The sequence below is a fragment of the Nonomuraea sp. NPDC001684 genome, from assembly GCF_053596515.1.
Genome location: NZ_JBSFGJ010000044.1, coordinates 15,058 through 39,650 on the forward strand (window position 1 = coordinate 15,058; position 24,593 = coordinate 39,650).

General features: G+C 72.9%; 19 protein-coding genes. 11 read left to right on the forward strand and 8 right to left on the reverse strand.

The window, feature by feature from the left end; translation table 11 throughout:
• Positions 1-15: 15 nt before the first annotated feature.
• The gene (locus ACWCSD_RS11915; protein WP_449914288.1) at positions 16-582 is read left to right on the forward strand and encodes a hypothetical protein; all 567 of its coding nucleotides are present in this window, start codon (positions 16-18) and stop codon (positions 580-582) included.
• Positions 583-693: 111 nt separating this feature from the next.
• On the opposite strand, the gene ACWCSD_RS11920 is transcribed toward ACWCSD_RS11915, so the two are convergent.
• On the reverse strand, positions 694-1,533 hold the full coding sequence (locus ACWCSD_RS11920) for an NmrA family NAD(P)-binding protein (protein ID WP_397155685.1): 840 nt from the start codon (positions 1,531-1,533) through the stop codon (positions 694-696).
• Positions 1,534-1,842: 309 nt separating this feature from the next.
• On the opposite strand from ACWCSD_RS11920, the gene ACWCSD_RS11925 reads away from it, so the two are divergent.
• From ACWCSD_RS11925 to ACWCSD_RS11940, 4 genes are all read left to right on the forward strand, one after another.
• Positions 1,843-2,526: a response regulator transcription factor gene (locus ACWCSD_RS11925; RefSeq protein ID WP_397155684.1), complete on the forward strand. Its 684-nt coding sequence runs from the start codon at positions 1,843-1,845 to the stop codon at positions 2,524-2,526.
• 88 nt (positions 2,527-2,614) lie between these two features.
• On the forward strand, positions 2,615-3,214 hold the full coding sequence (locus ACWCSD_RS11930; RefSeq protein ID WP_357983749.1) for an NADPH-dependent FMN reductase: 600 nt from the start codon (positions 2,615-2,617) through the stop codon (positions 3,212-3,214).
• Between the two features lie 11 nt (positions 3,215-3,225).
• The gene (locus ACWCSD_RS11935; RefSeq protein ID WP_449914292.1) at positions 3,226-4,227 is read left to right on the forward strand and encodes an ATP-binding cassette domain-containing protein; all 1,002 of its coding nucleotides are present in this window, start codon (positions 3,226-3,228) and stop codon (positions 4,225-4,227) included.
• Positions 4,224-5,066 (forward strand): ABC transporter permease, encoded by an 843-nt coding sequence (locus tag ACWCSD_RS11940; protein WP_449914295.1) that lies wholly within the window; start codon positions 4,224-4,226, stop codon positions 5,064-5,066. The genes ACWCSD_RS11935 and ACWCSD_RS11940 overlap by 4 nt, the downstream gene beginning before the upstream one ends.
• 153 nt (positions 5,067-5,219) lie before the next feature.
• Here the strand turns inward: ACWCSD_RS11940 and ACWCSD_RS11945 are convergent, their stop codons facing one another.
• Positions 5,220-8,390, reverse strand: coding sequence for an ATP-binding protein (locus tag ACWCSD_RS11945; RefSeq protein WP_449914297.1), 3,171 nt, complete (start codon positions 8,388-8,390; stop codon positions 5,220-5,222).
• 49 nt (positions 8,391-8,439) lie between these two features.
• Complete coding sequence (locus tag ACWCSD_RS11950; RefSeq protein WP_387681729.1) at positions 8,440-9,636, reverse strand: cytochrome P450; 1,197 nt, start codon at positions 9,634-9,636, stop codon at positions 8,440-8,442.
• 140 nt (positions 9,637-9,776) lie between these two features.
• On the opposite strand from ACWCSD_RS11950, the gene ACWCSD_RS11955 reads away from it, so the two are divergent.
• From ACWCSD_RS11955 to ACWCSD_RS11965, 3 genes are all read left to right on the forward strand, one after another.
• A complete protein-coding gene (locus tag ACWCSD_RS11955) occupies positions 9,777-11,294 on the forward strand; it encodes an FAD-dependent monooxygenase (protein ID WP_449914300.1) in 1,518 nt (505 codons plus the stop codon).
• Positions 11,295-11,425: 131 nt separating this feature from the next.
• Positions 11,426-12,379, forward strand: a complete 954-nt coding sequence (locus tag ACWCSD_RS11960) for an NAD-dependent epimerase/dehydratase family protein (RefSeq protein WP_397155674.1) — start codon at positions 11,426-11,428, stop codon at positions 12,377-12,379.
• A 51-nt stretch (positions 12,380-12,430) separates the two neighbouring features.
• The gene (locus ACWCSD_RS11965; protein WP_352360786.1) at positions 12,431-13,180 is read left to right on the forward strand and encodes a sulfite exporter TauE/SafE family protein; all 750 of its coding nucleotides are present in this window, start codon (positions 12,431-12,433) and stop codon (positions 13,178-13,180) included.
• On the opposite strand, the gene ACWCSD_RS11970 is transcribed toward ACWCSD_RS11965, so the two are convergent.
• The 3 genes from ACWCSD_RS11970 to ACWCSD_RS11980 form a co-directional block, all read right to left on the reverse strand.
• On the reverse strand, positions 13,177-14,373 hold the full coding sequence (locus ACWCSD_RS11970) for an FAD-dependent monooxygenase (protein ID WP_449914305.1): 1,197 nt from the start codon (positions 14,371-14,373) through the stop codon (positions 13,177-13,179). The two genes, ACWCSD_RS11965 and ACWCSD_RS11970, sit on opposite strands and share 4 nt — an antisense overlap.
• Entirely contained in the window at positions 14,370-14,966 is a 597-nt protein-coding gene (locus ACWCSD_RS11975; RefSeq protein WP_397155670.1) for a PadR family transcriptional regulator, read from the reverse strand. Before ACWCSD_RS11975 ends, ACWCSD_RS11970 begins: the two co-directional genes overlap by 4 nt.
• A gap of 64 nt (positions 14,967-15,030) precedes the next feature.
• On the reverse strand, positions 15,031-15,750 hold the full coding sequence (locus tag ACWCSD_RS11980; RefSeq protein ID WP_449914309.1) for a hypothetical protein: 720 nt from the start codon (positions 15,748-15,750) through the stop codon (positions 15,031-15,033).
• A gap of 198 nt (positions 15,751-15,948) precedes the next feature.
• On the opposite strand from ACWCSD_RS11980, the gene ACWCSD_RS11985 reads away from it, so the two are divergent.
• Positions 15,949-17,508 carry a cellulase family glycosylhydrolase gene (locus tag ACWCSD_RS11985; protein ID WP_449914312.1) on the forward strand — a complete coding sequence of 520 codons (1,560 nt, stop codon included), beginning with the start codon at positions 15,949-15,951 and terminating at the stop codon, positions 17,506-17,508.
• Between the two features lie 142 nt (positions 17,509-17,650).
• On the opposite strand, the gene ACWCSD_RS11990 is transcribed toward ACWCSD_RS11985, so the two are convergent.
• A complete protein-coding gene (locus ACWCSD_RS11990; protein WP_387681751.1) occupies positions 17,651-18,229 on the reverse strand; it encodes a TetR/AcrR family transcriptional regulator in 579 nt (192 codons plus the stop codon).
• Between the two features lie 143 nt (positions 18,230-18,372).
• Between ACWCSD_RS11990 and ACWCSD_RS11995 the strand changes: the two genes are divergently transcribed.
• Both ACWCSD_RS11995 and ACWCSD_RS12000 read left to right on the forward strand, forming a co-directional pair.
• Positions 18,373-19,902, forward strand: a complete 1,530-nt coding sequence (locus ACWCSD_RS11995; protein ID WP_449914320.1) for an MDR family MFS transporter — start codon at positions 18,373-18,375, stop codon at positions 19,900-19,902.
• 162 nt (positions 19,903-20,064) lie between these two features.
• The gene (locus ACWCSD_RS12000; protein ID WP_449914315.1) at positions 20,065-22,968 is read left to right on the forward strand and encodes an ATP-binding protein; all 2,904 of its coding nucleotides are present in this window, start codon (positions 20,065-20,067) and stop codon (positions 22,966-22,968) included.
• Here the strand turns inward: ACWCSD_RS12000 and ACWCSD_RS12005 are convergent.
• On the reverse strand, positions 22,965-24,593 hold a 1,629-nt coding region (locus tag ACWCSD_RS12005), incomplete at its 5' end, for a M28 family peptidase (RefSeq protein WP_449914318.1). The two genes, ACWCSD_RS12000 and ACWCSD_RS12005, sit on opposite strands and share 4 nt — an antisense overlap.

A 24,593-nucleotide genomic window follows, 5' to 3' on the forward strand; every position in this document is an offset into this window, starting at 1 on the left:
GTGTATGGTGAGCCTGTGGAACGTACTCATGATTTTGGGTACAACCCCGCCGTCGAGAGCCTGCGACTGATCGATCACGGGCTGCCGAGGTCCCTTCCCGGCAACCTGAGCGGACGCTTCCGCTTCACCCCTGCCTCCCTGTACGTCGGCGACCGGATCGCGGCGACCGCCTTCGCCCGCCTGGACGGCTTCGGCCTGTCCTGGGTGGACGTCTGGCTGCTGTCGTTCCGGCGCGGACGCTGGGCACTGCGCGCCGGCGACAGCATGTCCGCCGAGCGCAGCGACGACCTGCTGGCCCACCGCCAGGGCGTCTCGGTGCTCAAGGAGCACGGGCTGACCGACGAGAACGGGCGTTTCGACACCAACGCGGGCCGCTGGTTCCCCCGGCCGAAACGGTGGGTGGCCTACGGGCTGCTGCGGCTGTCGGCCGAGGTGGAGACGGTCAGGCTGGGCAGGCGGGAGGTGCCGGTGCCGGGACACGGTCTGCAGGCGCTCGCCTGGCGGCTGCAGACCGGCCCGGTGGTCGCCGATCTGCTCGACGACATGGGCGAGACGATCGCGGCGGTGAGCCTGACCGCATAGGCGCGCCGCGGCCTCTTGGCGCACCCCACCGCTTGGCGCGCCCCCTCCTGGCGCGCCCCCTCTGGGCGCGCCCCCTCTTGGAGTGCCCCCGAGCGCCACGGTGGCGCGGCTTCAGGCCGCGAGGAAGTCCGGGGCGTGGTCGCGGGCCCAGGAGCGGAACGTGCGCGCGGGCCGGCCCAGCAGCTCCGGCACCGTGCCGGTCACGCGTTCCGGGGTGTGCGTGAACGACTCCCATGCCCTGAGCCGGGCCTCGACGAACGCCGGATCCCCCCAGGCGGCCGTCAGCTGCTCGCGGGCGATCTCCGGCGGCAGGTCCGCCCAGCGCACCTCGCGGCCGATCTCCTCGCCGACGGTCCGCGCCAGCTCCTCCTGGGTGATCGACTCGGGGCCGGTGATCAGGTACTTGGCGCCGTCGTGGCCGGGGGTGGTGAGCACGTGGGCGACGACGTCCGCGATGTCCCGCTCGTGGATCAGCGATCTGGCGGCCTTTCCGTACGGGAGCCGGACCACTCCTTGACGGATCTGGGCCGCCCAGGCCAGCGTGTTCGTGGCGAAGTCGATGGCCCGGACGAACGTCCACCGCGTCCCGGACGCCCTGATCAGCCGTTCGATCTCCTGGTGGTAGATCGTGGCGGGCTCGCCGTCCGCCAGGTCGGGCACGTCCGCCGACAGGTACACGACCTGCTCGGCCCGTCCGGCCACCGTGGTCACCACCCGGGGGTCCACGGGGATGCCGGGCCACATCAGGTACACCCGGTCGACGCCGCGCAGGGCGGGCTCAAGGCTGCCGGGGTCGGCCAGGTCGCCGCGTACGGGCTCGACGCCGTCCGGGAGCACCGCCCGGGCCGGGTCGCGGACCAGCGCCCGCACCTCGTGTCCCGCCTCCGCCAGGGAGGAGACGACATGCCTGCCCACGTTGCCGGTCGCGCCGGTCACCAGAATTCCGCTCATGAAAGGCAGCCTAGAACCTCAACCGGAGTCAAGGTCTAGTCATAGAACCGACTCGGCTAAGTGATAAGCCGCACATTCCGGGTAGCGGCAGGAACGGTGATCGCGCTTCAAGGGATGGGAAGGGCTCGGCTGCGGCCGGGCCCTTCCGCTGTTCCCGGGGCCTCCTGCGCGTCACAAGCGCGTCACCAGCGCGTCTTGCGCGTCACAAGCGGTCCTCATGCGCGTCAGATGCGCGTCACAAGCGAGTCCTCATGCGCGTCACAAGCGGTCCTCAGACAAACCTCATGCGCGACCGGCATCGTTTCCGGCATGCACCCGACCGGTCCGACCGTGACGCCCGGATCCGCGCGCGACTCGTACGCCGTCCTCGTCGTGGACGAGCACCCGCTCGGCGCGTCCCTCTCCCGCGCGATGCGCCGCTGGGACGTGCGCAGCCTGGGCGGCGGCGAGGCGGTCAGGGCCGTGCGCGGGTTCCGTCCGGGGGCGATCGTCCTGGACGTCAAGGGCGGCGGCCGCTTCCTGCCCCGGCTGCGGGCCGCGCTGCCCGGCGTGCCGGTCCTCTTCCTGACCGCGCCGGACGCCCTGCCCGACCCGTCGCTCGGACTGCGCGCGGGCGCCGACGACTACGTGATGCGGCCGTTCGGCGTGGACGAGGTCGTGATCAGGCTGCACGGCCTGCTGCGCCGCTCGGCCGACGCCCTGTCCGTCGGCGACCTCACCCTGGACCAGGAGACCCGCCAGGTACGGCGGGCCGGCCAGGAGGTCCGGCTCACCCCGACCGAGTTCGAGCTGCTGCGGCTGCTCATGCGCCATCCGGGACGCGCGCTCAGCAAGGCGCACATCCTCGACCGGGTGTGGGCCTACGACTTCGCCGGCCAGGGCAACATCGTCGAGCTGTACATCTCCTACCTGCGCCGCAAGATCGACGCGGACCGCCGTCCGATGATCCACACCCTGCGCGGCGTCGGCTACGTGCTCAGACCGGCCGCCTGACGTCCCGCTAGATCCCGTCTAGCGGACGTCTGGCGGCCGTCTCGCGCCTCCTTGGTGAGAGCCCGGAACGGGCCGAGGGAGGTGGACGATGACGGGCAGGGACGACACCGCCGGCGGGAGCGCCGCACCGCTCCGCCTCGCGGTGATCATCGCGAGCACCCGCGTCGGGCGGATGGGCGAGACGGTGGCGAAGTGGTTCGCCGGCCGCGCCCGCGACCGTCCCGACCTGGCGGTCGACCTCCTCGACCTGGCCGACTACGCCTTCCCCGACCGCTACCCGGAGCGCAGCACCCCCTCGATGCGCCGCTTCACCGCGGCCGTCGGCGAGGCCGACGCCTTCGCCGTCGTCACCCCCGAGTACAACCGCAGCTTCCCGGCCTCGCTCAAGCAGGCCATCGACTACGCCTACGACGAATGGCAGGCCAAGCCGGCCGGTTTCGTCGCCTACGGCTCGGGATCTTCCGGTCTGTACGCGGTCGAGCAGCTCCGTACCGTCTTCTCCGCCCTGCACGTCGTGACGATGCGCGACTGGGTCGGCCTCGACCTGCTGGGCGACGACGTGGCCGGAAGCGGCGAACCGTACGACACCGACGACCGCGCGCGTGCGGTCGCGGCCATGCTCGACCAGCTCACCTGGTGGGGCCGGGCGTTGCGCGACGCCCGGCGCGCCCAGCCGTACTGCTCATGAGAGGAACACCCATGCGAGACCTGGCGATACAGACCTCCGGCCTGGTCAAGGTCTTCGGCGACAACCGCGCCGTGGACGGCCTCGACCTGGAGGTGCCGGCCGGCACCGTCTACGGCGTGCTCGGCCCCAACGGCGCGGGCAAGACCACCGCCGTCCGCATGCTGGCCACGCTGCTGCGGCCGGACGGCGGCGAGGCAACCGTGTTCGGACACGACGTGGTGCGCGAGGCCGACGCCGTACGCGGCCGCGTCAGCCTGACCGGCCAGTACGCCTCCGTCGACGAGGACATGACCGGCGCCGAGAACCTGGTCCTGCTCGGCCGCCTGCTCGGCCACCGCAAGCCGGCCGCCCGGGAGCGGGCGGCGCAGCTGCTGGAGGCGTTCGGCCTGACGGAGGCCGCGGGACGGCAGGTCAAGACGTACTCGGGCGGCATGCGGCGGCGCATCGACATCGCCGCCAGCATCCTCAACACGCCTGACCTGCTCTTCCTCGACGAGCCGACGACCGGCCTCGACCCGCGCAGCCGCAACCAGGTCTGGGACATCGTCCGCATCGTCGTCGCCCACGGCACCACCGTGCTGCTCACCACCCAGTACCTGGAGGAGGCCGACCGCCTGGCCGGCCGCATCGCGGTCATCGACCACGGCAGGGTCATCGCCGAGGGCACGCCGGGCGAGCTCAAGTCGTCCGTCGGCGCCGGCTCGGTCCACGTGCGGCTGCGCGATCCCGGCACCCGTCCCGAGGCCGAACGGCTGCTGTCCCAGATCCTCGATGCGCCCGTCTACCTGGACGCCGACCCCGTGTCGCTCACCGCCCGCATCACCGGCCACGGCCGCGAGGCCGCCGCCGCCGAGCAGGCCTCGCGCGCGCTCGGCCGCCTGGCCGAGGCCGGGATCGTCGTCGACGACTTCTCCCTCGGCCAGCCCAGCCTGGACGAGGTCTTCCTCGCCCTGACCGACCACCCCGCCACCGAGACCGCCGAGTCCGCGACCGCGCAGGAGGCCGCAGCATGACCGCCACCACCGAGACCGCCACGACCTACTCCCCCGCCGCCGACGTGCTCGGCACCGTCCTGGCCCCCGGGGTGAAGCCGCCCCGGCCGAGCGCGTGGTCGGCGTCGGTCACGTTCGGCTGGCGGGCCATCCTGAAGATCAAGCACGTGCCCGAGCAGCTCTTCGACGTGACCGCGTTCCCGCTCATGATGACGCTGATGTTCACGTACCTGTTCGGCGGCGCCCTGGCCGGCTCCCCGACCGACTACCTGCAGTTCCTGCTGCCCGGCATCATGGTCAGCAGCGTCGTGATGATCACCATGTACACCGGGGTGGAGGTCAACAAGGACATCGAGAAGGGGGTGTTCGACCGCTTCCGCACCCTGCCGATCTGGCGTCCCTCGACCATGGTGGGCTACCTGCTCGGCGACGTCCTGCGCTACACCCTGGCCTCGACGGTCATCCTCGCCGTCGGCCTGGTCCTGGGGTTCCGTCCGCAGGGGGGCGTCACGGGCGTGCTGGCCGGGATCGTGCTGCTGCTCGGCTTCTCCTTCGCCTTCTCGTGGGTGTGGACGATGTTCGGCCTGCTCATGCGGAGCGAGAAGTCGGTGATGGGCGTGAGCATGCTCGTCCTGTTCCCGCTGACCTTCCTCAGCAACGTGTACGTCGACCCGGCCACGATGCCCGGCTGGCTGCAGATCTTCGTCAACGTCAACCCGATCACCCGTCTGGTGGCCGCCGTCCGCTCGCTGATGGCCGGCACCCCGGACGTGGGCGAGCTGACCTGGGTGCTGATCGCGTCCGTCCTCCTCATCGCGATCTTCGGCACCCTGACCATGCGCCTCTACAACCGCAAATAACCCGCAACCGCCCCGATCGGGCGCGAAGCAGGCATCCCCTGCCTTCGCGCCCGATTCGTGCTGCGCCGGCAAGGGCGGTTCTGGCGGTGCGGTGAGGCGCGCTTGGCCCACGAGGCCCTCCTCGCTCCTGCGATAGACGGCCACACCGTCCGATCAGAGGTGCCAGGTGATGGGGGTGGTGGGCTGGTAGCGGCAGGTGGCGCCGGTGGAGATGGTGGCGCGGAGGTGGGTGGCGAGTTCGGGGTGGGTCTGGGTGAGTTTGCGGAGGGTGTCGCGGATTCTGGCGGTCACCGTCTTGCGGGCCCGTTCGGCTTCGTCGCCCAGACGGCGGGAGCGGCCGCCCAGCCCGGCGGCCGTGCGGAGCTCCTCCAGCAGGGCAGCCCTTTCGCGGTCGTACTCGGCCGCCCGGTCGTCGTCGCCGCGGCCGGTGGCCCGGTCGATCTCGTCGTCGAGGACGGACAGGCGGCGGCGGTAGTCGGCCTTGGCCTCCTCGTCGAGCACGGCGTCGCCGCCCATCGCGCGGGCGGCCAGCACGACGTCGCCGCCCTCCGGGGCGAGCAGGGCCACGGCGGGGATGTCGGCGCCGGGGTGTCCGAGCAGGTAATGCAGGTCGCGCAGGCCCTTGGCGTCGGGCATGTGGGCCAGCCGCCCGGCGAACCGGAGGGCCCAGACCTCGCCGTCCTTGCGGAAGTGGCCCGTGGCCGGCTCGGGGCCCTCGTCGCGTGCGGGGCCCTGCGGGGGCGCGGGCTCGGCGGCGGCGCTCGCCTGCGGCGGGAGGGTGTCGAGGACGTGGTGCATGCCGAGCTCGGCCGCCTCGCGGCGGACCTCCGCCAGCACGGGACGGGCCCCGGCGGTGTCGCCGCCGGCCAGGAGGGCCTCGGCCAGGCGGGCACGGGCCAGGACCGACCACGGGCGGGCCCGCATCCGGTCGGCCGACCGGTACGCCCGCGCGAACCCCTCGGCCGCCTCCGCCCACCGCCCCTCGGCCAGGTCGAGCACGGCGATCCACAGGTCGTAGGGACCGCTGATGTCCCAGCCGTAGTAGGACACCGCCCACCGCCCCCGGTGCGGCAGCAGCGCGGCCCGCGCCCCGGCGGCGAGCTCGCGGTCGTGGGTGGCGGCGGCCAGCTCCGCCTGGAAACGCAGCCACAGCGGCTCGGCCATGCGCCCCACCCGCGCGCCGGCCGCGTGGTGGCGCAGCGCGGTGCCGACGTCGCCGGCCTGCAGGGCGGTCAGCGCCTCCAGCAGGCCGCGGTCGGGGTGGCGGCCGGCTCTGAGCCTGCGCAGGACGTCTTCCTGCTCCTCCACCCTGCCCTGGAGCCAGCGGATCGCCCAGCGGTGGTGGTCGAGCATGACGTCGAAGTCGTGGTCCTTGCCGTCGAGGGACAGCCCCGTCATCAGCGACTCGGCCTCGGCGAAGCGGCCGGCGAGCGCGGCCACGATGCTGGCGTCGACGGACGTGGTGAGGTTGAGGTGGGCGTCGTCGGTGCTGCGGCCCTTGGCCGCGTAGTCGTGGAACCGGTCGAGGTAGCGGGGGTCGCCCTCCTCGATCATGGCCACCCAGCGCAGGGCGCCGGCGAAGTGTTCGAGCTCGCGGTCGGAGGTGCGCCGGGCGATGTCGAGCAGCTCGCCGGTCAGGGCCACCCGCTCGCCCGCCGTGCCGGGGCCCCAGATGATGTCGTGGTGGGCCCACAGGCTGAAGGCCAGGACGTCGTCGTCGCCGCCCTGGCGGGCCTGGGCGGTGAGGTGGAAGACCAGGTCGAGGGCCAGGCGGTCGTCGGGGGCCGGCTCGCCGACGAGCGCGGCGTGGGCCCGGCGCAGCCGGTCGAGGGAGTCGTCGTGGCCGTAGTGGGAGCGGAAGACCAGCGCGACACGGGCGGTCAGCTCGGGGTCGCCGAGATCGGCGGCGACGGCGCCGGCCTCCTCGAACAGCCGGCGGCCCGCGTCGCGCTCGCCGCGGTGGTGCAGCTCGCGGCCGAGGTCGAGGCAGATCAGCACGCGCCGGCGGGGCGCGGCGGCGGCGCTCAGCTCGTGGGCGCGGCGCAGGTGGCCGAGCTCCTCCTCGCCGGCGAGCCGGCTGCGGGCGGCGCGGGCGGCGGCCTGGAGCAGGTCGATCGCGCGCTCGGGGTCGACGCGGTCGCCGGCGAGGTAGGCGTGCCGGGCCAGGTCGCTCGGCAGCATGCGGCGGGCCAGGTCGGGGGCGCCGTCGAGGGCGCGCACCACGGCGGCGTGCAGATCGCGCACGTCGGGGACGGCGTCGTAGAGGGTCTCGCGGACGAGGTCGTGGGCGAAGGCGAACCGGCCGCCGCCCTTGGTCACCACCAGCCTGGCGATCACGGCGGTGTCGAGGAGACGGTCGACGTGCGCGACGGGGGCGGCCACGGTGGCGGCCAGCACCTGGCGGTGGAACTCGCGCCCGAGCACGGCCGCGGCGGGCAGCAGCTCCGACACCGGACGCGGCAGCAGGGACAGCCGGCGCAGCAGCGCGTCGCGGACGCCGGGCGCCACGGCCGTGGCCGAGCCGCCGCTGCGCCACAAACGGGCCGTCTGCTCGACGAAGAACGGGTTTCCGCCCGTGCGCACATGAACCTCGGCGACCAGGTCGGCGGGCGGGTCGAGCCCGGCGGTGCGGGCCATGAGGGCGCCCACCCCGGCCTGGTCGAGGCCGGTGAGCGTGATGGTGGTGGCCTTGGCGACGAGCGGCGACAGCAGGTCGCGCAGCGGGTGGTCGACCGGCTCGACCTCGGCGTCGCGGTAGGTGCCGACGAGGAGCAGGCGCTCGAACCAGGTCTGGCGGGCCGCGAACTCAAGGAGCCGCAGCGAGGCCGGGTCGGCCGCGTGGAGGTCGTCGATGACGATCACGAGCGGGTGGTGCTGCGAGAGCGACACCAGGGCGGTGGTGACCGCGTCGTAGATCTGGAACGCCGAGGCGGGGTCGGCGTCGGCGGCGGTGACCTCCAGGTGTGGCTGGGCGAGCGCCGCCGCCTCGCCGAGCAGGGCGGCCAGACTGCCGCCGGCCGACTGCTCGGCCTCGGCCCACTCGTGGGGGGCGGCCGAGCGGCGCAGGGCGCGGATGACCTGGACCCAGGGCCAGTAGCCGGGGGCGCTGCCGGAATCCCAGCAGGCGCCGCCGACCACGAGCGCGCCCCTGCGCCTGGCCTCGGCGGCGGCGCTGGTGACGAGCGTGGTCTTGCCGATGCCGGCCTCGCCGGTGACGAGGACCAGGCCGCCGTGGCTGTCGACCACCCGCGCGACCTCGGCGCGCAGCAGCGCGGCGGGGTGGTCCCTGCCGATCAGCTCGTGTGGCCTGGCTTCGGTTGGCATGACACCCGCACGTTATCCGCCGCCGCCGACAAAATCCGCGTGCGCGCCGCTACCAGGCGACCTCCAGCTCGGTCAGGCCGTAGACGACGTTGAAGGAGCGGAACTCGGGCGTGGAATCGGTCGGGCGCAGGCCGGGGAAACGTTCGAAGAGCGCGGGGAAGGCGATCTTCATCTCCATGCGGGCGAGCGGCGCGCCCAGGCAGTGGTGGACGCCGTGGCCGAAGGCGACGTGGCCGGGGGCGCCGCGGGTGATGTCGAGGGTGTCGGGGTCGGCGATGAAGCCGGGGTCGCGGTTGGCGGCGGGCAGCGAGCACATGATCATCTCGCCCGCGCCGATGGTCCGCCCGGCCAGCTCGACCTCCCTGGACGTGATCTTGATAGTCCCGGAGTGGACGATGCTGAGCCAGCGCAGCAGCTCCTCGACCGTCGCGTCGATGCGCTCGGGCTCCTTGCGCAGGAGTTCGAGCTGCCCGGGGTTGCGCAGCAGGGCGAGCGTGCCGAGCGAGAGCATGTTGGAGGTGGTCTCGTGCCCGGCGAGCAGCAGCAGGTTGCCGATGCCGACGAGCTCGCTGGTGGTCAGGTCGTCGCCGTGCTCGCGGATGAGCATGCCGAGCAGGTCCTCGCCCGGCTCGGTGCGCATGCGGGTGACCAGTTCGCGCATGTACGCCCGCGACTCGAAGTTGGCCGCCACCCGCTGCTCGACCGGCAGCGACAGGTCCAGCATGCGGCCGGACCGCCGCTGGAAGTCGGCGCGGTCCTCGTACGGCACGCCCAGCAGCTCGCAGATCACCAGCGACGGGATCGGCAGCGCGAACGACGACACCAGGTCGGCTGGGGAGCCCGCGGCCTCCATGGCGTCGAGGTGCTCGTGCACGATGTCCCTGATGCGGGGCTCCAGCCGCTTCATCCGGCGGATCGTGAACTCGGGCGTCAGCATCCTGCGCAGCCGGGTGTGCTCGGGCGGGTCCTGGCCCAGCAGGTTGCCCGCGCGCAGCTCGGCGAGCTGTTCCTCGGTCAGCTCGGGCGCTCCGGGCATGCGGGCGGAGCCCTGCCTGGCGAGCCTGAACCGGTCGGCGTCGCCCAGGACCTCGCGGACGTCGGCGTACCGGGTCACCACCCACGCCTCCAGGCCGAGGAGGGTGTCGATGCGCTTGATCCGTTCCTGGTCGCGCACCTCGCCCAGCTCGGGGGCCGGATCGAACTCCACCCGCCGCATGTGCAGCGGCACCGCCGAGGACTCAGTCATGCAACGACCGTAACAAGTCCGGCGGCCGTCCTCTAGATCGTTTCCGATCGGTGATCCGGCCAGGGTTTCGGCCCGAGCTTGACGTGGGACGCGCGGCGCTTGGAGTATGCCGATGATCACCATGACGAATGGGAGCAAGCGTGCGCCAGACCGACATACCGGTACTGATCGCCGGAGGCGGGCCCGTCGGGCTGGCGACGGCCGTGGAGCTGGCCCATCACGGCGTGCGCAGCATGGTCGTCGAGCCGCGCGAGAGCGTGTCGTGGCTGCGTCCGCGCGCCAAGACCACGTCGGCCCGGTCGATGGAGCTGCTGCGCAGGTGGGGGCTGGCCGAGACGGTGCGCGCCCGCGCGCCGCTCGCGGTCTCCTGGTCGGACGAGGCGGTCTTCACGACCGGCCTGCTCGGCCGCGAGATCACCAGGATCGGCGGCTGCTTCGGCCTCGACCTGACCGGCTCCGACCTGGCCGCCGAGCCGGGCCAGCAGGTGCCGCAGCCGATCGTCGAGGAGGTGCTGCGCGAGGCCGCCGGTGACGCGCTGCTCACCGGCTGGCGGGTGACCGGCCTGCGCGAGGACGCCGACGGCGTCACCGCCGACCTGGCCGCCGCGGACGGCGGCACCCGCCAGGTGCGCGCCGCCTACGTCGTCGGCTGCGACGGCGCCCGCAGCGTGACGCGCCCGGCCATCGGCGCCCGCTACGAGGGCCGCCAGGACGCCAGGCCCAACTTCAACGTCGTCTTCCGCGCGCCCGGCCTGGCCGAACGGGTGCCCCACGGCCCCGCCGTGCACTACTGGGTGCTGAACCCGGCCCAGCCCGGCATGCTCGGCCGGCTTGACCTGGAGGACCTGTGGTGGTGCATCGCCCAGGGCGTCCCGGCGGAGGGGACCGACCCGGTCCGCCTGGTCCGCAACCTGGTCGGGGCCGACGTCGAGGTCGAGATCCTGGCCACCGACCCGTGGACCGCGCGCATGCTGCTGGCCGACCGGTACGCCGGCGAGCGGGTGTTCCTGGCGGGCGACGCCGCGCACCAGAACCCGCCCTACGGCGGCCACGGCTTCAACACCGGCCTCGGGGACGCGGTCAACCTCGGCTGGAAGCTGGCCGCCGTCCTGAACGGATGGGCCCCCACGACCCTGCTGAACAGCTACGAGGCCGAACGCCGGCCGGTCGCGGCGGCCACGATCGAGGCCGCCGCCGCCAACATGGCCACGCTCGCGCCCGAACTGGCCGATCCCGCGCTGATGGGTTCGGACGCCGAGTTCGAGCGGGTGCGCCCGGCCGTCGCGGAGGCGGTGCGGCGGACCAAGGACAGCGAGTTCCACAGCCTGGACCTGGTGCTGGGGTACACGTACGCGGGGTCGCCGGTGGTGGCCGGCGGGTGCGGCGAGCGGCTGCCGCACCGGTGGCTCGCTCCGGGCGAGTCGCTCTACGACCGGCTCGGGCCCGGGTTCAGCCTGGTGGGCGACCTGTCGTCGCCGGAGGCCAAGGTGCTGGTGGAGCGGGCGGCCGAGCTGGGCGTGCCGCTGCGGGAGGTGGACCTGCCGGACGCGGCCGGCGCACTGGCCCTGGTCCGCCCCGACCAGCACGTGGCCTGGCGCCCGACGCCGGGCCAGGACGCGGCCCACGCGCTGGACCTGGCGATCGGGCGCTCTGCCTGATCCGCCCCCTGGACCTGGCGATCGGGCGGCCTGCCTGATCCGCTGCCTGGACCTGGCGATCGGGCGACGCGCCTGATCGCCCCCGGGCCCGGCGATCGGGGGCCCGGTTCGAGCCGGTCTAGGGTGGGTGCATGCGCGTAGTGGTGATCGGGGCGAGTGGGCACATCGGCACCTATCTGGTCCCGCGCCTGGTGGACGCGGGCCACGACGTGGTCGCGGTGAGCCGGGGCAAGCGGGAGCCGTACACGCCGCACGGCGCGTGGGAGCGGGTCGCCACCGTGGTCGCCGACCGGGAGGCCGAGGAGGCCGCGGGCACGTTCGGGCGGCGGATCGCCGAGCTGGAGGCCGACGTGGTCATCGACCTCATCTGCTTCACCGAGGCGAGCGCCCGCCACCTGGCCGGGGCGCTGGCCGGCCGGGTCCGGCAGTTCCTGCACTGCGGCACGATCTGGGTGCACGGCCCGAGCACCCGCGTCCCGACGACAGAAGACCGCCCGAAACGCCCCATCGGCGAGTACGGCCGGCAGAAGGCCGCGATCGAGGCGTACCTGCTCGACCTGGCCGCGCGGGAGGGGTTCCCGGCCACGATCGTCCATCCCGGGCACATCACCGGCCCGGGCTGGATCCCGGTCAACCCGGCCGGCAACCTCGACCCGGCCGTGTTCCAGGCGCTGGCCGACGGTGCGGAGGTGCGGCTGCCCAACCTGGGCATGGAGACCGTGCAGCACGTCCACGCCGACGACGTCGCCCGGCTGTTCGTGGACGCCATGAACAACCCGGCCGCCGCCAGGGGCGAGAGCTTCCACTCGGTGGCCGTGACCGCGCTGACGCTGCGCGGCTACGCCGAGGCGGTGGCGGGCTGGTCCGGCCGGGAGGCGCGGCTGTCGTACCTGCCGTGGGAGCAGTGGCGGGAGACCGTGCCGGAGCACCACGCCCGCGTCACCTACGACCACATCGCGCACAGCCCCCACTGCAGCATGGAGAAGGCCGGACGGCTGCTCGGCCACCGCCCCCGGCACACCTCGCTGGAGGCGGTCGCGGAGGCGGTCGACTGGCTGGTCCGGGCGGGCACCCTCACCCGCTGACCCCCACCTGACCAGCGAGCGCACCAGGGCCACGCACTAGAGTCACCCGCCATGACACCTTGGGAGATGGCCGCGGTCTTCGCGGCGGGCGTCGGAGCGGGAGGCATCAACGCCGTCGTCGGTTCCGGGTCGCTGATCACGTTCCCGACGCTGCTGGCCGTCGGCCTGCCGCCGGTCACCGCCAACGTCTCGAACAACATCGGCCTGGTGCCCGGCGGCGTGACCGGCGTCCTCGGCTACCGCGCCGAGCTCAAGGGTCAGCGCGGCCGCCTGCTCCGGCTGGCCTCGGCGTCCGCGCTGGGCTCGCTGATCGGCGGGCTGCTGCTGCTCAACCTGCCGGAGCGCACGTTCACGGCGGTCGTGACGGTGCTGATCGGGTTGTCCTGCGTGCTGGTCCTGGCCCAGCCCAGGATCAGCCGGCTGCTGGCCAGCCGTCCGCGGCAGGCGCACGGCGGGCCCTGGTTGTGGCTGGGCGTGCTGGCCGCCGGGGCGTACGGCGGCTACTTCGGCGCGGCGCAGGGCGTGCTGCTCATCGGGCTGCTCGGCATCTTCCTCGACGAGGAGCTGCAGCGCGTCAACGCCGCCAAGAACGTGTTGTCGCTCGTGGTCAACGCCACGGCCGCCGTCCTGTACACGCTGGTGGCCGACGTCGACTGGTGGGCCGTGCTGCTGGTGGCGCTGGGCTCGACGGTCGGCGGGTTCCTGGGGGCGCGGGTGGGACGCAGGCTGCCCGCGCCGGTGTTGCGCGGTGCGGTCGTCTGCATCGGGGTGGTGGCGATCGTCAAGCTGCTGACCGCTTAGGCGGTCACCGGCTCGTCCCAGTCGAGGTGGTGGCGCTGCTCGGGGCCGAGGGCGCGTTCGGGGGCCAGGAACGTCCGGGTGGCCAGCGGCATCATCAGCCGCATCATCGTGACGGCGAAGGGCCCGAGGGTCTTGCTGCTGTTCGTCCGGGAGGCGCGGGCGGCGACCCGCTCGACGCGGTCGCGGCGCAGCCGTACGTAGGCGTCGAACGCGGCGGGCACGGCGGGCAGGTCGCGCAGGCAGCGGGCGAGCTGGACGGCGCTCTCGGCGGCCAGCGACGCCCCCTGCCCCGAGCTGGGCGAGGGCGCGTGCACCGAGTCGCCCACCAGCACCATCCTGCCGCGGTGCCAGTGCGGGACGCTCGGCATGATCTCCACCGTGCCGAGCGCCACCAGGTTCTCGGGGGACGTGTGCCGCACCAGCTCCTCCCCCGGCTCCTCACCCGCGAAGAGCTCGCCCAGGCGGCGCAGCCACTCCCCGGGCGGCACCCGGCGCGCCTGCGCGGACGTCGTCGGCTCGGCGTGCGGCACGTTGCAGAACCAGGCCGTGCGCCCGTCGGGCTGCACCCAGTAGCCGAGGAACGCCCGCCGCCCGAACACGAAGCAGGACGCCTGCTCCCCGGCCGGCACGGCGACGTCGGCCAGCCCGCCGAAGTTCAGCAGGGGCACGTGGCGCGGCCCCGGGGCGGCCGGGTCGATCAGGGACCGGACCACGGAACGGATGCCGTCGGCCCCGACCAGGATGTCGGCGCTCGCGCTGCCGCCGTCGGCGAAGCGCGCGGTGACGCCGCCGGGGTGCTCCTCGACGCCTACCAGGCGCCGGCCGTACTCCGTGCGGATGCCGGCGGCCAGGGCCCGGTCGCGGACCGCGCCGTAGAGCTGCGAGCGCCACATCGCCTGGCTGGGCGGCAGGTCGGGCAGGCCGGCCAGCTCGCCCATGCGCCGGCCCGCGCCGTCGCGGACGACCGTGTGCGCCACCGGCTGGCCGACCGCCCGGACGGCCTCCTCCGCGCCGACGGCCCGCAGCGCCGCTAGCCCGTTCGGGGCGATCGTGAGCGTGCCGCCGACGCCTTCCGCTCCCCGGTCGTACGCCTCGTACAGGGTCGCCTCGATCCCCGCGCGCCGCAGCGCCATCGCGGTGACGGGGCCGGCGATGCCCCCGCCGATCACCAATGCCGTGCTCACTGCTGTCATTGCCGACTCCCGAACATCTCGTGCCAGGTCCTGGCGTAGTCAGGTGCGCTGAGGGACTCGATGAGGCGGGCGACGAAGGCCAGCTCCGCGTCGAGCACCGCGAGGCGGTAGTCGTCCTCCACGAGGAACACCCAGGCCACGCCGTCCGCGCGGGCGGCGTCGGCGGTCCGGGCGAGCTCGGCCCGCTGGGCGGTCATCGCCGCCGCGCGCCGCTCCAGCAGCCCGACGGCCTCGGCCGGGTCGAGCACGCTGATCAGCGACAACGCGACGCCGAAGTGCGGATAGTCCTCCTGCGGCGTCGAGACCAGCTCGCGCAGCCAGTCGTAGAGCTCCGCGCGGCCCTCGCCGGTGAGCTCGTAGAGCGTGCGCTCGGGCCGCTCGGTGTCGCGGACGGTCTCCCGCTCGACGATGAACCCCGCCTTGGCGAGCTGCTTGACGACCATGTAGAGCGAGCCGCGGTTGTACTTGAAGCTCTTGTCCTTGTCGGTCTCCTGCAGACGGCGGCCCAGCTCGTACGGGTGCATGGGCTCGACCAGCAGGAACGCCAGCACCGCCAGCGCGAGCGGGTTGGCCACCTTGCGGCGCTTCTCCATCGGAGTCCCCTTTAGTTGATATCAACTATCCATCGTCGGCTAGTTGATGTCAACTATAGGGGAGTCAGCCCGCCATCCCCACGAGGAACGCCGCCGGGACCAGCGCGACCGTGAGCACGAGCGCCCACCAGCGGGGCGCGGGGCCCGTCCGGAGCACCGCGACGCCCATGGGCGCCAGCGCGACGACGAGCCCGGCCAGCGCGGCCAGCGCGATCGGGTCGCTGCTGCCCTTGAGCACGCCGAGCGGCAGCCCGGCCGCCAGCGCCAGCGCGACGCACCTGACCACGCCGGCCGGCCCGGCCCCGAAGGCCCCGGCGCGGAAGGCGCCCACGGCCAGCACGACCCAGCCGCCCATGATGCAGACGTTGACCGCCTTGAACACGTGGAAGGCCCCGTACGTGCCGGCGACGACCCGCTCGGCCGCCTCCGGGCCGAGCGCGTCCACCAGCTGGAACGCCAGATGGCTCACCCCGGCGTGGAACACCCTGCCGAACAGCCCCAGCACCGCCAGCGTCACGCCCCACCTGGCCAGAGCCGGATGGGTGACGGCGATCGCCCGGCCGAGCGCGGTCACCGCCGGCCACAGCAGCACGGCGCCCGCGGCGTACAGGCTGTAGGACAGGGCCATGCGGCCCGGGTCGGCGGCGTAGGCGGCGAGCTGGCCGGGGAAGAAGTCGTCGGCGCCGAGGCGGACGAGGACTCCGGCGAGCAGCAGCGCCGGTCCGAGCACCAGCCCGGCGCCCTCCACCCAGCGCCCGGGGATCGTCATGCGCGTGATCGTCATGCCTGCCATCCAAGTGACGGACGCGTCCGGGCACATTGGCGCGGCCGCGAGGACCCGTACTCCACCTGGCACTACCACGGCATGAAAGTTTCAGGCGTTCCCGCAGGTCAGACGGGCTGACCGGCGTCCTCGCATTGACGTGCCCGAACGCGGCGGCCGAGCATGACGCCGCGTTCCCCCTCGCGGAAAGGGCACCCCATGCAGACCTCGAAGGCGGCACTGACCGCCCTGGCCACGGTGGTGGCCGGAGCGGCTGTCGCCGTCGCGCTGACCACCACCCCGGCGGGCGCGGCGACCGGAACAGGGACCGGCTACCTGCACACCAGCGGCAACAAGATCCTCGACAGCACCGGGGCGACCGTCCGGCTGACCGGGATCAACTGGTTCGGCATGGAGACCGACAACAAGACCTTCCACGGCCTGTGGTCGAGCAACCCCTGGAAGAGCCAGATCGACAAGATGGCCTCGCTGGGCTACAACACGCTGCGGGTGCCGTACTCCAACGACGCGCTCAAGCCCGGGGCCACCGCCACCGGGATCAACGACTACGTCAACCCCGACCTGGTCGGCCTGTCCCCCATGCAGATCCTCGACAAGGTCGTGGACTACGCGGGCGTCAAGGGCATGCGGATCATCCTCGACCGCCACCGCCCGACCGCGGCCGGCCAGTCCCCGCTCTGGTACGTCGGCGCCACCCCCGAGAGCACCTGGATCAACGACTGGAAGACCCTGGCCCAGCACTACGCGAACAACCCCACGGTCATCGGCGCCGACCTGCACAACGAGCCGCACGCCGAGGGCACCAACCCCAACGCGACCGGCGCCTGCTGGGGCTGCGGCGACCAGGCCCGCGACTGGCGCCTGGCGGCCGAACGGGCGGGCAACGCGGTCCTGGGCGTGAACCCCAACTGGTTGATCTTCGTCGAGGGCGTGAGCTGCCCGAGCGGCGGCCTGTCGAACGTCTGGGACAACGATCCCGGCAATGACGAGGACTGCGGCTGGTGGGGCGGCAACCTGTCGAAGGCCGGCCAGTACCCGGTACGGCTCAACGTCGCGAACCGCCTGGTCTACTCACCGCACGAGTACGCCACCTCGGTCTACCACCAGACCTGGTTCGACGCCCCCGACTACCCCGCCAACATGCCCGCCATCTGGGACAAGTACTGGGGCTACCTGTACAGGCAGAACATCGCGCCGATCATGATGGGCGAGTTCGGCACCACGCTGGCCTCGAACGTCGACAAGGTCTGGCTCCAGGAGCTCATGAAGTACACCGGCACCGGGGTGAACGGCATGTCGTTCACGTACTGGTCGTGGAACCCGAACTCGGGCGACACCGGCGGCATCGCCAATGACGACTGGACCACGATCAACCAGGCCAAGCAGGACATCCTGCAGCCGTACCTGATCCCGCCGGCCGGGGGCGGGGGCGACCCCACGACGTCGCCGACGGCGAACCCGCCGGGGCAGTGCACGGTCGGCTACAAGCAGACCAACGCCTGGCAGGGCGGCTTCCAGGGCGAGGTGACGGTGAAGAACACCGGGACGTCCCCGATCAACGCCTGGACCGCGACCTGGACGCTGCCCTCGGGCGTCACGCTGAACAACGCCTGGAACGCGGTGGTGACGGTCTCGGGCACCACGTGGACCGCCAAGGGGCCCGACTGGGCGCGGAACCTGGCGCCGGGGGCGTCGGTGGCGATCGGCTTCACCGCCAACGGCACGGCCGCCACCCCTGCGAACACCACCTGCTCCTGACCCCGCCTGTTCCTGACCCCGCCTGTTCCTGACCCCGCCTGTTCCTGACCCCGCCACCCCCGTGAACACCACCTGCTCCTGACGCCGCCACCCGTTCCCTGCTCCCACTCCCGCCCGCGTTCCCGCATCGGGACGCGGGCGGTCAGCTGAACGGGCGGGACATCTCGTCGAGCATCTCGGCCATGACCTCCCGCAGCGAGCGCGACTGACGCTCCTCGACCCACAGATGCGACCCGAGCCGCAACGCCGTGAGGAACCCGGCCGCCATCACCTGCGGACGCACCGGGCTCTCCCGCCCGGAGATCGCCTGGGCCAGGTCGCGCTCCAGCGCCGCGTGGTTGGCGAGCTGCCGGGCCAGCAGCGACGGGTGCCGCTTGGCCAGACGGGCGCGCACGGCCCACTCCCGCGCCGGCTCGCCCACCTCCTCGAACACGTCGTCGATCGCCCCGCAGAGCGCCTGCCAGGCGGTCCGGCCGGCCGGCTGGGCGCCCACCTTCTCGACCAGGTCGCGGATGCGCTGCTCCTCGCCGTAGAGGACGGCGTCCTCCTTGCCGGCGAAGTAGTTGGAGAACGTGCGGCGCGAGATGTTCGCGGCGTCGGCGATGGTCTCGACCGTGACGGCGTCGAGGCCGTGCTCCCCGACCAGCCGCATGGCCGCCTCGTGCACGGCCTGCCGCGTCTCGGCCTTCTTGCGTTCGCGCAGCCCGCCGGTGCTGTCCATGATGCGCCAAGCCTACCGTCCGGGAATATATGCTCAGCGGGCAAACTTTCCCATTGGGCATTGTTTTACGTAGGAGGAGGCCGCGCATGAGCGCACCGACCGTCCCGGCCGCGCCGCCGGGTCAGATGAGCCATCGGCAGATCATGGAGGCCCTGAGCGGGCTGCTGCTCGTCCTGTTCGTGGCGATGATCAGCGGCACGATCGTGTCGGTCGCGCTGCCGCAGATCATCGGCGCGCTGAACGGCACGCAGTCGCAGTACACCTGGGTGATCACCGCCTCGTTGCTGGCGTCCACGGCCTCCACCCCGATCTGGGGCAAGCTGGCCGACCTGTTCAGCAAGAAGCTGCTGTTGCAGATCTCTATCGTGATCTTCATGGTCAGCTCGGTGGCCTGCGGCTTCGCCCAGGACACCGCCCAGCTCATCGCCTTCCGCGCCCTCCAGGGCCTCGGCATGGGCGCGCTGCAGGTCCTGGTCCAGGTGATCATCGCGGCGATGATCAGCCCCAAGGACCGGGGCAAGTACAACGGCTACCTCGGCGGCGTCATGGCCGTCGCGACCGTGGCCGGGCCGCTGCTCGGCGGCCTGATCGCGGACACCTCCTGGCTCGGCTGGCGCTGGTGCTTCTTCGTGGCCGCGCCGTTCACCGTGGTCGCCTTCTTCCTGCTGCAGAAGACCCTGCGGGTGACCCACGTGCGCCGCGAGGGCGTCAAGGTGGACTACGTCGGCGCCACGCTGATCGCGGTCGGCGTGAGCGTGCTGCTCATCTGGGTGACCTTCGTCGGCAACTCCTTCGACTGGCTGTCCTGGCAGACCGCCGCGATGGTGCTCGGCGGCGTCGCCGTCCTGGCGGTGGCGACCTGGGTGGAGACCGTGGTCAAGGAGCCGGTCGTGCCGCTGCACGTCATCCGCCGCCGTACCCCGGCGCTGGCCATCCTGGCGAGCCTCGCGGTGGGCATGGCGATGTTCGGCGGCTCGGTCTTCCTCGGCCAGTACTTCCAGATCGGCCGCGGCTACAGCCCGACCGAGGCGGGGCTGCTGACGATCCCGATGATGCTCGGCGTGCTGCTGTCCTCGGCGATCTCCGGGCGCATGGTGTCGAGGAGCGGGAACGTCAAGCCGTACATCGTCACCGGGGCGGTCGTGCTGACCGCCGGGTTCCTGGTGCTGTCCACGATGGACCACCAGACCTCGCTCGTGCTCATCGCCGGCGCGATGGTGCTGGTCGGCGCGGGCGTCGGCATGTCGATGCAGAACCTGGTCCTCGCGATCCAGAACACCGTGCCGCTGCGCGAGCTGGGCGCGGCCAGCGGGGCCGTGACGTTCTTCCGCTCGCTGGGCGGCACGGTGGGTGTGTCGGTGCTCGGCGCGGTGCTGGCCAACCAGGTCGCGACCGGCATCGCCGAAGGGCTGGCCAAGGTGGGCATCGACCCGGCCAAGGCGGCCGCGGGCGGCAAGAGCACGCTCAACATCGCGGCGCTGCCGGAGCCGTTCAAGGGCATCGTCAGGGCCGCGTACGGCGACGCCACCGGCCACATCTTCCTGATCTCGGCGGGCATCGCCGTGATCGGCGTGATCGCCACCCTGTTCCTCAAGCCGGCCAAGCTCCGCGACAGCGTGGACCTGGCCGAACCCGCCCCGGCGGGGGACGGCAGGACCCCCGTCGCCTCCTGAGGCGACGCCCGCGCGGGACGGGGCGGCCGAGGGCGCCGGGATCACCGGCGCCACCAAGGGCACGGCATTTGACCGGAAAACAGAGGGTTGACCCGCGCTGACCCGTGATGGATAACAGTATTCCGACAGGGGGAGTAAACCTGCACTGTTACGGAGACCCCGATGACAAGCCTGGCTTCTCCTGGGTTGATCGGGCGTGACGCCCAGTTACGCTCACTCGTCGACGCCATCACCGGCCCTCCGGCCGTCATCCTCGTGCAGGGCGAGGCGGGCATCGGGAAGACCCGGCTGGTCAGGGCCGCGCTCGACCTGTTGCCCGACGGCGAACGCACCGTCCTGATCGGCCATTGCCACCAGATCCGCGAGCCGTTCCCGTACGGCCCGGTGTTCGACGCGCTGCGGCACGTCGGATGCGCGCTGCCGGAGACGGGCACGCTCAACCCGGTCACCGGCGCCCTGCGCGGCTACCTGCCGGAGCTGGCCGGGCACCTGCCGCCGGTGCCGTCGCCGCCCCCGCTGGACGACCCGCGCGCCGAGCGCCACCGCCTGTTCCGCGCGGTGCACGCGCTGCTGGCCGCCGCGGCCCCGGCGGTGCTGGTGATCGAGGACCTGCACTGGGCCGACGACGGCACCCGTGACCTGCTGCGCTTCCTCACCGACCAGCCGCCGGCGGGGCTCGCGCTGGTGGTGACGTTCCGCCGGGAGGGACTGCCGGTGCCGGGGCTGCCGTTCGGGCGGGCGTACCGGCGTCCGCCGGGGGTGCGCAGCGAGGTGATCTCGCTGACGCCGCTCGACGTCGAGGGGGTGCGCCGCCTGACCGGGGCGCTGCTCGGCCGTTCCACGCTGACCTCCGACTTCGTCACGAAACTGCGCGACCGCACGGCGGGGGTGCCGTTCGTGATCGAGGAGGTGGTGCGCTCCTTGCTCGACGACGAGGGCCAGTTACTCGGCGGCGAGGAGGAGCCGGAGGTCCTGGAGCGCATGGCGGTGCCACTGCTGCTGCGCGAGGCGATGACCGAGCAGCTCACCGGGCTCTCACCGGCCGCGCTGCACGCCGTGCACGCCGCCGCCGTGCTCGGGCTGCCCGCCGACGAGCAGCTCATCGCCGCCGTCTCCGGCCACCCCCTCGGCGACGGGCTGAGCCAGGCGCTCAAGGCGGGCGTGCTGCTCGAACAGCACGACGGCCAGTACGGCTTCCGCCACGCCCTCGCCCAGCAGGCCGTCTACGACGCGATCCCCGGCCCCGACCGGCGGCTCACCCACCAGCGGGCGGTGACCGCGCTGTCCGCCCTCGAACCGCCGCCGCTCGTCCAGCTCGCCTACCACGCCAGGCGCGCGGGCGACTTCGAGTCCTGGCAGCGGCACGGCCCCGCGGCGGCCGACCACGCCGCCGCCATCGGCGACATCCCGCTCGCCGTCGAGGTGCTGGCCGGCATGCTGGCCGACCCGAAACTGCCGCACGACGCGCGCGGCCCGCTCGCGCTGCGGCTCAGCCGGGTGGCCGCGATCGGGCTGTCCTACCGGCGGGTGGTGCGCTCGCTGCGCCACCTGCTGGCCGAGGACTTCCTGTCCCGGCACGTACGCGGCGAGGCCCGGCTCAACCTGGGCGTGCTGCTGTCCAACCAGGCGGGCGTGGTCGCCGCCGGCCGTCAGGAGATCCTGCTCGCCCTGCCCGACCTGCACGACCGGCCGAGCCTGGCCGCGCGCGGGCTGGCGCTGCTGGCGATGCCCGCCTGGGGCGACGAGCCGCTGGCCGTCCACGAGGAGTGGATGAACCGGGCGGAGAAGCTGCTGGCCACGGTCGAGGACCAGGATCCGGAGCTGACCGCCGCCGTGCACGCCAACAAGATCAGCCTGGCCATGATGCTGGGCTCGCCGGACGCCTTCGACCTGGCCGCGGCCCTGCCCGCGAACGACCCGTCGGCGGCGGTGCGCAGGCAGGTGGCGCGCGGCTACGCCAACCTGTTCGACGCGGCCATCGCGCTCGGCCACTACGCGGCGGCCGAGCGCTTCGCCGACCAGAGCAGGCGCATCTCCGAGGAGACCGGCGCGCAGTACCCGGTGTTCCTGGTGGAGATGTCCTCGATCCGGCTCGCCCTGCTCACCGGCCGCTGGGAGGGCCTGCGGGAACGGGCCGTCGCGGCGGTCGAGATGACGGCCGAGGCGCCGCTGCTGGCCGTGGACGCCCGGCTCGTGCTGGGCATGCTGGCCCTGGCCAGGGGCGAGTGGGAGGAGGCCGCCGAACACCTGGTGGCGGCGGGGGTCAATGACGTGGAGTCGGGGTTCCTGCCGGTCGCCGCCGTGGCCTCGGGCGGCCTGATCGAGCTGCACCTGACCCGCGACTGCCCGCACGAGGCGCTGGCCGAGGCCGAGCGGGCGGTGGCCAGACTGCGGCGCAAGGGCATGTGGGTGTGGGGCGACCAGCTCGTGCCCCCGGCCGTGACGGCGCTGCTGAGGGCCGGACGGGCGGAGGAGGCCGAGGAGCTGGTGGCCGAGTTCGCGGCGGGCATCGAGGGCCGCGACGCGCCCTCCGCGCACGCCGGCCTCGACGCGGCGGCCGGCGCGCTGGCCCTGGACCGGGGCGCGTACGAGGAGGCGGCCAGGTGCTTCGCCAGGGCGCGGGCCGCGTACGAGGCGATGCCGAGGCCCTACACCGTGGCCAGGACGGCCGAGTCCGAGGCGGCGGCCCGGCTGGCGACCGGCGACCGGGCACGGGCCGCCGACCTGATCGCGGACGCCTGCGAGCGGTACGCCGGCCTGGGCGCGACCCACGACGCCGCCCGCTGCCGCCACCTGCTGCGCGAGATCGGGCCGGGCAGCGCGCCGCGCCGGGGCAGGAAGGGCCGCAGCGGGGTGTTGTCGCCGCGGGAGGCCGAGGTGGCCAGGCTGGTCGCGCTGGGCCGGACGAACAGGGAGATCGCCGAGGTGCTGTTCCTGTCCCGGCGGACGGTGGACACGCACGTCGCGCGGGTGCTGCAGAAGCTCGGCGTGCGCACCCGCAACGACGTGAAGGAGCCCCGGCCGGATGACCGGCCGGGGCTCCTCAACCCTGATTCCGACGGTTAGACCGTGATGCTCCAGGAGTCCAGGAAGCCGGTGTCACCGGCGTAGACGTCCTCGATGTCGAGCGTCCAGGTGCCGGCGGCCTGCTGGCTGACCGGGATCGAGAAGGTCCTGGTGCCGTACTGCGTGCAGGTGGTGCCGCCGTAGGCGTCGACCACGTACCAGGTGCCGCTCGGGCCGCGGAGCCAGATGTCGAGGTCCTCGGCGCAGGTGTGGCTGATCGTGATGGACACCTTGACCGGGGAGGCCGCGGTGCCCGTCGCGGTGGACGTGATCGAGCTCTGGGTGTTGGAGTAGTCCCTGATCTGGTAGTCGGTGTCGTTGGTGAACGTCCGGCCACCCGAGGTGCCCTGGACGGTCAGCGCGTACGACGTGGTGTGCGTCGCCGTCTCGCCGGTGCCGGTCACGGTGATCGTGTAGCTGCCCGCCGGGGTGGTGGGCGAGGTCGCGATCGACAGGCTGGACGAGCCGCCCGACGTGATGCTGGCCGGGTTGAACGAGGCCGTGGCGCCGGTCGGCAGGCCGCTCGCGGACAGGTTCACCGTCTGGGCGGTCCCGTTCGTGGTGGTCGAGCCGATCGTCGTCGTGGCGGTGGAGCCGGCCTGCACCGTGCCCGAACCGGGGTTGGCGGAGAGCGAGAAGTCACGCGGCTGGGTGGTGCCGCCGACCGCCTGCTTCCAGATGGCGTACGCCGCGGCGTCCGCCGCCCGGTCGAGGACGGTGTCGTTGATGTTGGAGGTGGTGTCGCAGGAGGAGTGGTAGCAGGAGTCGTAGGCCCGGTTGGCCGTGCCGCCCCACTTGGTCGCCTGCGCCGACGTCTTGGTGGCGCTCGCGCCCGCCGCCACGCCCGAGCTGGCGATGCCGGCGTTGCGGAAGGAGGCGTCGTCGGACCGGTTGGCGCCCTCGGTGTTCTCCTCAGGCTGGAGGTTCAGCTTGTCGTAGAACTCCTTCAGGTAGGACGCGCCGGTGGTGGTGATGTTGTTGATGAAGTAGCCGCCGTTGGGCGAGCCGACCATGTCGTAGTTGTAGTAGACCTTGATCTTCGACCGGTCGGTCGAGCTGAGCGAGGCGACGTAGGCCTCGGAGCCGTTCAGGCCCTGCTCCTCGTCGGTCCACCAGCCGAACCGCACGTGCTTGGTGAGCGTGGGGTTCTTCTGGGCCAGGGTCAGCGCGACCTCCAGGAGGGTGGCCGAGCCGGAGCCGTTGTCGTTGATGCCCGGCCCCGCGGACACGCTGTCCAGGTGGGCGCCGGACATGATGACCTGGTTGGCGTCGCCGCCGGGCCAGTCGGCGATCAGGTTGGGGCCGGCGCCGCTGGTGCAGTAGGAGACGCTGCAGGTCTGACGGGTCACGGTGTACCCGGCCGCCTGGAGCTTCTGCTCGACGTAGGAGACCGACTGCAGGTAGCCCTGGCCGGTGGACCTGCGGTTGCTGCCGTTCGCGGTGGCGATGCTCTGGAGCTGCGCCAGGTGCGTCTTGACGTTGGCGACGCTGACGTCAGGCGGGTCCTGGCCGCCGGGGCCGCCGCCGCCCACCGTCAGGGTGTACGTCGCGGTGTGCGTGGTGGAGCCGGTGCCCGTGATGGTGATCGGGTAGGTGCCCTGGGCGGTGGAGGCGCCGACCGACAG

Coding starts and splice junctions, on each gene's coding strand:
- ACWCSD_RS11920 (WP_397155685.1), bottom strand. CDS start 1,533: ATGAGCGGAATTCTGGTGACCGGCGCGACCGGCAACGTGGGCAGGCAT.
- ACWCSD_RS11925 (WP_397155684.1), top strand. CDS start 1,843: ATGCACCCGACCGGTCCGACCGTGACGCCCGGATCCGCGCGCGACTCG.
- ACWCSD_RS11930 (WP_357983749.1), top strand. CDS start 2,615: ATGACGGGCAGGGACGACACCGCCGGCGGGAGCGCCGCACCGCTCCGC.
- ACWCSD_RS11935 (WP_449914292.1), top strand. CDS start 3,226: ATGCGAGACCTGGCGATACAGACCTCCGGCCTGGTCAAGGTCTTCGGC.
- ACWCSD_RS11940 (WP_449914295.1), top strand. CDS start 4,224: ATGACCGCCACCACCGAGACCGCCACGACCTACTCCCCCGCCGCCGAC.
- ACWCSD_RS11945 (WP_449914297.1), bottom strand. CDS start 8,390: ATGCCAACCGAAGCCAGGCCACACGAGCTGATCGGCAGGGACCACCCC.
- ACWCSD_RS11950 (WP_387681729.1), bottom strand. CDS start 9,636: ATGACTGAGTCCTCGGCGGTGCCGCTGCACATGCGGCGGGTGGAGTTC.
- ACWCSD_RS11960 (WP_397155674.1), top strand. CDS start 11,426: ATGCGCGTAGTGGTGATCGGGGCGAGTGGGCACATCGGCACCTATCTG.
- ACWCSD_RS11965 (WP_352360786.1), top strand. CDS start 12,431: ATGACACCTTGGGAGATGGCCGCGGTCTTCGCGGCGGGCGTCGGAGCG.
- ACWCSD_RS11970 (WP_449914305.1), bottom strand. CDS start 14,373: ATGACAGCAGTGAGCACGGCATTGGTGATCGGCGGGGGCATCGCCGGC.
- ACWCSD_RS11975 (WP_397155670.1), bottom strand. CDS start 14,966: ATGGAGAAGCGCCGCAAGGTGGCCAACCCGCTCGCGCTGGCGGTGCTG.
- ACWCSD_RS11980 (WP_449914309.1), bottom strand. CDS start 15,750: ATGACGATCACGCGCATGACGATCCCCGGGCGCTGGGTGGAGGGCGCC.
- ACWCSD_RS11985 (WP_449914312.1), top strand. CDS start 15,949: ATGCAGACCTCGAAGGCGGCACTGACCGCCCTGGCCACGGTGGTGGCC.
- ACWCSD_RS11990 (WP_387681751.1), bottom strand. CDS start 18,229: ATGGACAGCACCGGCGGGCTGCGCGAACGCAAGAAGGCCGAGACGCGG.
- ACWCSD_RS11995 (WP_449914320.1), top strand. CDS start 18,373: ATGGAGGCCCTGAGCGGGCTGCTGCTCGTCCTGTTCGTGGCGATGATC.
- ACWCSD_RS12000 (WP_449914315.1), top strand. CDS start 20,065: ATGACAAGCCTGGCTTCTCCTGGGTTGATCGGGCGTGACGCCCAGTTA.